Source organism: Paenibacillus sp. 01T422, from assembly GCF_056398785.1.
Genome location: NZ_JBFTQB010000612.1, coordinates 1 through 6,905 on the forward strand (window position 1 = coordinate 1; position 6,905 = coordinate 6,905).

At 46.4% G+C, this 6,905-nt stretch carries 6 protein-coding genes and 1 pseudogene; 6 read left to right on the plus strand and 1 reads right to left on the minus strand.

Translation table 11 applies throughout. From position 1 onward, the window contains the following. The 6 genes and pseudogenes from panB to AC1DUA_RS27280 all read left to right on the plus strand — a co-directional run. On the plus strand, positions 1-802 hold an 802-nt coding region (panB, locus tag AC1DUA_RS27255; RefSeq protein WP_477502753.1), incomplete at its 5' end, for a 3-methyl-2-oxobutanoate hydroxymethyltransferase. Positions 803-829: 27 nt separating this feature from the next. Then, positions 830-1,693 (plus strand): pantoate--beta-alanine ligase, encoded by an 864-nt coding sequence (gene panC / locus AC1DUA_RS27260; protein WP_477502757.1) that lies wholly within the window; start codon positions 830-832, stop codon positions 1,691-1,693. A gap of 5 nt (positions 1,694-1,698) precedes the next feature. Then, positions 1,699-2,082 carry an aspartate 1-decarboxylase gene (gene panD / locus AC1DUA_RS27265; protein ID WP_477502754.1) on the plus strand — a complete coding sequence of 128 codons (384 nt, stop codon included), beginning with the start codon at positions 1,699-1,701 and terminating at the stop codon, positions 2,080-2,082. A gap of 79 nt (positions 2,083-2,161) precedes the next feature. After that, on the plus strand, positions 2,162-2,755 hold the full coding sequence (locus AC1DUA_RS27270; RefSeq protein WP_127451445.1) for a tetratricopeptide repeat protein: 594 nt from the start codon (positions 2,162-2,164) through the stop codon (positions 2,753-2,755). 90 nt (positions 2,756-2,845) lie between these two features. Then, positions 2,846-5,478 (plus strand): annotated as a pseudogene (locus AC1DUA_RS27275) (helicase C-terminal domain-containing protein). Beyond that, complete coding sequence (locus tag AC1DUA_RS27280) at positions 5,475-6,095, plus strand: redox-sensing transcriptional repressor Rex (protein ID WP_477502755.1); 621 nt, start codon at positions 5,475-5,477, stop codon at positions 6,093-6,095. The pseudogene AC1DUA_RS27275 and the gene AC1DUA_RS27280 overlap by 4 nt, the downstream one beginning before the upstream one ends. Positions 6,096-6,152: 57 nt before the next feature. Here AC1DUA_RS27280 and AC1DUA_RS27285 read toward each other — a convergent pair. After that, the coding region (locus AC1DUA_RS27285) for an inorganic phosphate transporter (RefSeq protein WP_477502756.1) at positions 6,153-6,905 on the minus strand (753 nt) is incomplete at its 5' end.

Sequence of the window (6,905 nt, forward strand, 5' to 3'; positions counted from 1 at the left end):
CGGCGTACCTATTACGATGGTAACGGCTTATGATTACCCGTCAGCTCGCTTGTCGGAAGAAGCCGGCATTGATGTGATCCTCGTTGGAGATTCACTAGGGAATGTTGTATTGGGATATGATTCGACCCTTCCTGTGACGCTCGATGACATGGTCTATCATACACGTGCCGCGGTGCGTGGGGCTTCGAACACGTTTATCGTAGCGGATATGCCATTCTTTACGTACCACGGAAGCCTGGACACCACATTAAAAGGTGTCGCTCGATTAATGCAAGAGGGTGGAGCGAAAGCGGTAAAACTCGAAGGCGGAGTTGAAATCGCCGCGACGGTCAAAGCCATCACAGAGGCTGGCGTTCCTGTTGTTGGCCATCTTGGTCTAACGCCGCAGTCCGTTCATCAGCTTGGCGGTTTCCGCGTTCAAGGCCGCAGCTCCGAGCAAGCGGAGAAACTACTAAGTGATGCCAAAGCCATTGAGGAAGCGGGTGCTTGCGCAATTGTGCTGGAGCTCGTTACCGATGAGCTCGCTGAATGGATCACCAAGCAGTTGTCGATTCCGACAATAGGCATTGGGTCTGGGGTTCACTGCGATGGGCAGGTGCTTGTCTACCATGATCTATTACAGTATGGTTCTGACAGCGCGCCCAGAAAGTTTGTAAAAGCTTACGCGAATATCGGGGAAACTATTCGTGAAGGGATTCGTGAATATGTAAAAGAAGTGAAGGAGCGCTCGTTCCCCGCACAGGAAAATACGTTTCACATGGATAATGATGTAGTTCAATATTTGTACGGCGATAAGGAGTAGTGAGYGGCCATGAAAGCGATCCAGACGATGGAAGTGATTCATTCGATAGCCGATTTGCGTTCTCGTATTGGCAAATACCGACGTAAGAATGATGGATCTGTAGGTTTTGTGCCTACAATGGGTTATTTGCACGAAGGCCACGCCAGCCTGCTGYGTAAAGCGCGCTCCCAGAGCGGGCTTGTGGTATTAAGTATTTTTGTCAATCCGCTGCAATTTGGACCTGGAGAGGATTTTGAGCGCTATCCGCGCAACACGGAGCGAGACCTTGAGGTTGCTGAGGCAGCCGGCGCAGATCTGGTTTTCATGCCCACGGTGAGTGAAATGTATCCGACTCCGACGCGCACGACAGTTGCTGTGTCAGGAATTACCTCGAGGCTCTGCGGAGCATCGAGGCCAGGACATTTTGACGGCGTTGCGACGGTGGTTTGCAAGTTGTTCCACATCGTACAGCCTGATCAAGCATTTTTTGGACTAAAAGATGCCCAGCAAGTTGCCGTGATTAAGCAGATGGTGCTAGATCTGAACTTGCCGGTCGAAATCGTACCATGCCCAACCCTGCGCGAACAAGATGGCCTCGCCATGAGTTCACGTAATGTGTACTTATCAGAAGATGAGCGGAAGCAAGCGTTAGTCCTTTCGCAAGCTTTGGATAAAGCCAAAGAATTCGTGCAAGCTCGAAATAGCTTCAATGCTACCGAACTTCAAAGCCTGGTAAGCAGCCATATCGCGACAGCGCCATTAGCTGTAATTGATTATGCGGAAGTACTTACTTTTCCGACCTTGGAACCTTTTGAAAACAGCACTCATACCGATTCAATCATTATTGCTCTTGCCGTTAAATTCGGTAAAACACGCCTAATCGATAATGTCATTTTACAATTAAGGAAGTGAAGTTTATGTTTCGCACTATGATGAAAGCTAAGATACACCGCGCTACTGTAACTGAAGCGAATTTGAACTACATTGGAAGCATCACGATAGATGAGGATTTGCTTGATCTTGTTGATATGCTGCCTAATGAGAAAGTGCAAATTGTTAATAACAATAACGGCGCACGCCTTGAAACGTATATCATTGCAGGTCCACGCGGGACTGGGGTTGTCTGTTTGAACGGAGCCGCGGCTCGTTTAGTGCAAGAAGGCGATACAGTCATCATTATGACGTATGCGACTATGACCGACGAAGAAGCCAGGAAGCATCAGCCTACTGTTGCGATCATGGGAGCAAATAATAAAGTAGCCCAATTGTTAAAAGCAGAGGAGCATTCCACCATCCTTTAAGATGGTCGCTTCCATGCATGAAATCGGCTCTGTTTACAAAGAATGAGGGTAAGCTTTCGAAGCAAAGGTGGGATGCCAAATGTTTAAGCATTTATTTTCCACAATGAACGAGGTTTTGGAAGAAATCCAAAAAGAATATCCGAATAGTGATGTGGAGAAAAGAGCGGAGCTTGACGAACAATTGCAAGTGTTGAAAACAATGAGCGATGAGTTCATTGAGGCGTGGCTGCTTTTTGAGGAGAAACTGGGAAAGTTTTATGGGGCCGTGCCGATCAGTACCCAAACCCTTCATAAAGAACTGATGGATCTCGATCTGTCCGGGAAGCAAACGGATGAATTTGTCCGGGGGCAAGGGTACTACAAGCTTTACATGTATGATCAAGCGATCAAGGAGTTTGAAGTCTTGATTCGCAGGCAGCCTGATTTCTTGTTGGCAAGGGTCTATTTGGCGATGGGGCATCTGCGTAAAGGGGAGTTTGGGGAGGCGTATAGGCACTTCAAATTCCTACTGCCTCTAACGGATAACTCCAAGATGAAGGCTATTTCCTACAACGCCATGGGAGTCATACAGGTGCAGAATCAGAATATAGAAAAAGCTTTCGAGTATTTTCAAAAAGCGTACCATACAGATCCCTCATGTATGGAGCCTCTCATCAATCTGGACGAGTCCTAAAACCAATGTGACGATCTAGGTATTCCCTTTTCCTAATAAGATTTGGTATGCTAGGAGAAGTGCAGGACGAAGGGATTGAAGATACACGTCATGAAATTTGCAGTTTTGGATTTTGAAACGACAGGAAGTCAGCCTGCGGATGAAATCATCCAAGTTGGACTGGTCATTATAGATCAATTTCAAATCATCGACAGGTATACTTCTCTGGTTAATCCAGGGATTGGTATACCTTCTTCCATTACAACACTTACTGGCATTACTGATGAGATGGTTGCTGATGCTCCCACGCTTGATCAAGTGATGTCGGATATGTTTCCACTTTTGTTTGATTGCGTGCTCGTTGCGCACCATGCAGCTTTTGATGTTTCCTTTTTGCAAAAGGGACTGACCAAAACCGGTTACCCGCCATTCTCAGGCCGAGTGCTGGATACGATGGATATGCTCCGCATATTATTTCCATCTATTTCCAGTCTTCAATTGAGCATGGTAGCCGGTTTGTTTGGCATTGACCATGAACGTCCACATCAGGCTGACAGTGACGCGGAGGTTACCGCAGAAATCTGGATTAGATGTCTGGAAAGGCTGATTGGCCTGCCTCTCCTTACGGTGCAGCGGTTACAGCATATTTTTGAAAATAGCTCCAGCGATTTAGGTTGGTTTTTGGATGAAATATGTCTATATAAAGAATCGATTACAAGCATAGATACGGATACGAATCGCTATTTCCGCCAATTTACGCTGAATGTAACGGATTGGGGAGAAGAGGATGACATCCGCGGGATATCTGACGAAGGCGGACTAGGTGCTTCCTTCAAAGAATTCCAACAAGGCTTGAAATTAGCGCTTCAGCAGAAGTTTGAAGTTTTCGAAGAGCGGGAATCGCAAGAGCAAATGATCTACGAAGTAGAGAAATCGCTTGAGAACGATCAACATTTGATGATCGAGGCGGGAACAGGCACAGGGAAATCGCTTGGCTATTTGATACCTGCACTTTATTATGGCATCAAGTACGAGAAGAAAGTGGTTGTTTCCACACATACGATTAATCTGCAAGAGCAGCTCAGAGAGCGGGATATTCCGCTGCTGAAAGAGATTTTTCCCGTTCCCTTTAAAGCAGCGGTACTGAAAGGTAGAAGTCACTATTTGTGCTTGCGCAAATTTGAGACGAAACTGACAACCCGTGATTATGAGAATGGCAAAGAAGATCCGGTCACGGCGGCGCAAATGGTCGTGTGGCTGAGCGAAACGGAGCATGGGTTGATGAGGCGCATCATTTTGAAGAAGTAGCCAGCAAACATCTCGGCATCGAGCTGCACTCCTCGGCAATGTATCATTCGTTGACCTGGCTTTACAAAGATAATCGGAGCGGACAACTGCCCATGCTGCGGTTTCGGCTGCAGAAGTCAGATGAGCAGCAAGAACGTGCAGCGGCATGGAGCCATACGATTGATGGGCTCTTCCCCAAAATTGTGCAGATGAAAGAGGACTGGGACCGGCTGAGCGAGTCGCTCTATGAGTTGGTATCTTCCAAAAGCGACCCGTCGCAAACGGAGAATTCCTCGTATGTTTTGCGTATGAAGCCGGAGACATTGCCTCCTAATTGGCACGAGCTGATGACAATGGAGGACAATATTTATCTGAATGCGAATGATTTGCTTCGCACGCTTGATAAATTGTTGAGCGATGTGAAGGAACATCAAGAGTCGTTCGGGGTTCAAGGATTAGTGACGGACCTTAACGGAACTGTGAAGGAGCTTTATGAGCATCGTGATGCTCTTCATTTCTTCATGAAAATGGCAGATGAGGGTTATGTGTACTGGATGGAAGCCGGGACTTATGCTAGAGCGAAGTCGCTTCAGCTTATCTCTGTTCCGACGGATGTCAGTGGCCTGCTGCAGCAGCATTTCTTTGAGACGAAGGAAAGCATCATCATGACCTCAGCGACGTTGTCCGTGAATAAATCCTTCCAGTATTCAGCTGATCAACTAGGGCTGGTGATACCGCAGGATGAAGAGAACGGTAAGCTGAAAACTGTTCAACTGGCTTCTCCTTTTAATTATCGAGAGCAGGCTTTGGTTGTTATTCCAAGGGACTTTCCTACGATTAAAGGAGCGGGAGATCCTGTTTTCATCGCATCGCTTATTGAATCGTTAAGTGAAGTAGCTATCGTGACCAAAGGTCGAATGCTGATCTTATTCACATCCAATCGGATGCTCAAGCAGATTTATGCCGGGATGAAAGACTATTTGAAAGCATACGGGATTACTGTGCTCGGTCAAGGGGTTGACAGCGGCAATCGCAGTAAATTAACCCGTATGTTCCAGGACAACAAGATGTGTGTGCTGCTTGGCACTAGTTCGTTCTGGGAAGGTGTTGACATCCCTGGTGATGCGCTAAGCTGTTTGGCCATTATCCGGCTGCCGTTTCAACCTCCGAATCATCCGCTTGTCGAGGCGAAATGCGAAAATATTAAGAAGCGGAATGAGAATCCGTTCATGAAGTTTTCGGTCCCACAGGCCGTCATCCGCTTTAAACAAGGCTTCGGCCGGTTAGTTAGACGCGCATCTGATAAAGGGATTGTGATCATCTATGATACGCGTGTCATTGAAACCTTTTATGGCAAGCACTTCCTCTACTCACTGCCAGGACCCAAGATCGAGCATATGACTACGGAACAAATGTTACCAAGGATTGAGCAGTGGATGGGGGAGGCGCAGAAATGAAATCACAAAAAATATCGGAAGCAGTTGTTCGCAGGCTGCCGATTTATCTTCGGTTCCTTAACGAGCTTGCTATGAAAAATGTCGCAACGGTGTCTTCGCAGGATTTGGGTCAAAAACTTGATCTGAATCCGGCTCAGATTCGGAAGGATTTGGCTTATTTCGGAGAGTTCGGCAAAAAAGGCATTGGTTACGATATTGCTTATTTGATCGAGAAAATTAGACAGATTCTGAAGCTGGATCGGCACATTCAAGTTGCGCTTGTTGGAGCGGGGAATCTTGGCCGCGCATTATGCAATTATAATACTTATCTGCGAAATGATATGAAGATTGTTGCTGTTTTTGATGCGATGCCCTCCAAAGCAGGAGAGACCATCAATAATTTGACGGTTCAACCGATGGCGGATATGAAAACTGTCTTATCGGAGTTAGGCGTGCGGATCGGAATTATCACAGTTCCTGCTAGCGAAGCTCAGAATGTAGCCAACCAATTTGTTGATTGCGGAATTGAAGCTATTCTGAATTTTGCTCCAGTGATTATTAAGGTTCCTCCGGAAGTGCGTGTGCATTACGCGGATTTCACTACGGAGCTGCAAAGCTTAGCTTACTATTTAGATTAATATTCAAAAAAAAGAACCTGACATAGGGAATCACACCCTGGTCAGGTTCTTTTTCAATTAAAGAATCAGTCTGAAGATTAGGAAGTAGAGACTGTATGCAAGCGCAATGCTGATCGGTATGGTAATGACCCAAGTAATCAACATGCGGCTGACGGTTCCCCACTGAACTTCATGGAATCGCATGACACTGCCTGTCCCAATAATGGCGGAGGAAATAACATGTGTTGTTGATAACGGTTTGCCGATATGGGTGGAGAACTGAATAACAAGTGACGATGTTAGATCGGATGCGAATCCGTTAATCGGTTCGATTTTTACAATTTTTCCGGATACGGTTTTAATAATTTTCCATCCACCGATCGATGTGCCTAATCCCATAGCCAAGGCTGCTGAAATTTTAACCCAGAGAGGGACGTCGAGCGTTGTTTGCACATCGGCTGCGACTAGACCGAATACGATAATACCCATCGCTTTCTGTGCATCATTACCGCCATGTGAATAGGAAAGTAAACCGGCAGATATAATCTGTAAAGTCCTGAAAATACGATTGAGCTTGGATCTTGATGTATTACCGGACCATATGACGATATATTTGATCAGAAGCATGATGAGGTAACCAAGGCCGAAGGCAATGATAGGTGAAAGAATCAAGATGATAATGATTTGTGTAAAACCGCTCCAATTCACGGAGTGTACACCAGCACCAGCGATAACCGCACCGGCAAGCGCTCCGAGCAAGGTGTGCGAAGAAGAGGAAGGAATGGCAAGATACCATGTCAGCAGGTTCCATATAATCGCCGCGAGCAGGGC

Excerpts from the sequence above, each read along its gene's own strand:
- panD (WP_477502754.1), top strand. The coding sequence starts at position 1,699 with ATGTTTCGCACTATGATGAAAGCTAAGATACACCGCGCTACTGTAACT.
- AC1DUA_RS27270 (WP_127451445.1), top strand. The coding sequence starts at position 2,162 with ATGTTTAAGCATTTATTTTCCACAATGAACGAGGTTTTGGAAGAAATC.
- AC1DUA_RS27280 (WP_477502755.1), top strand. The coding sequence starts at position 5,475 with ATGAAATCACAAAAAATATCGGAAGCAGTTGTTCGCAGGCTGCCGATT.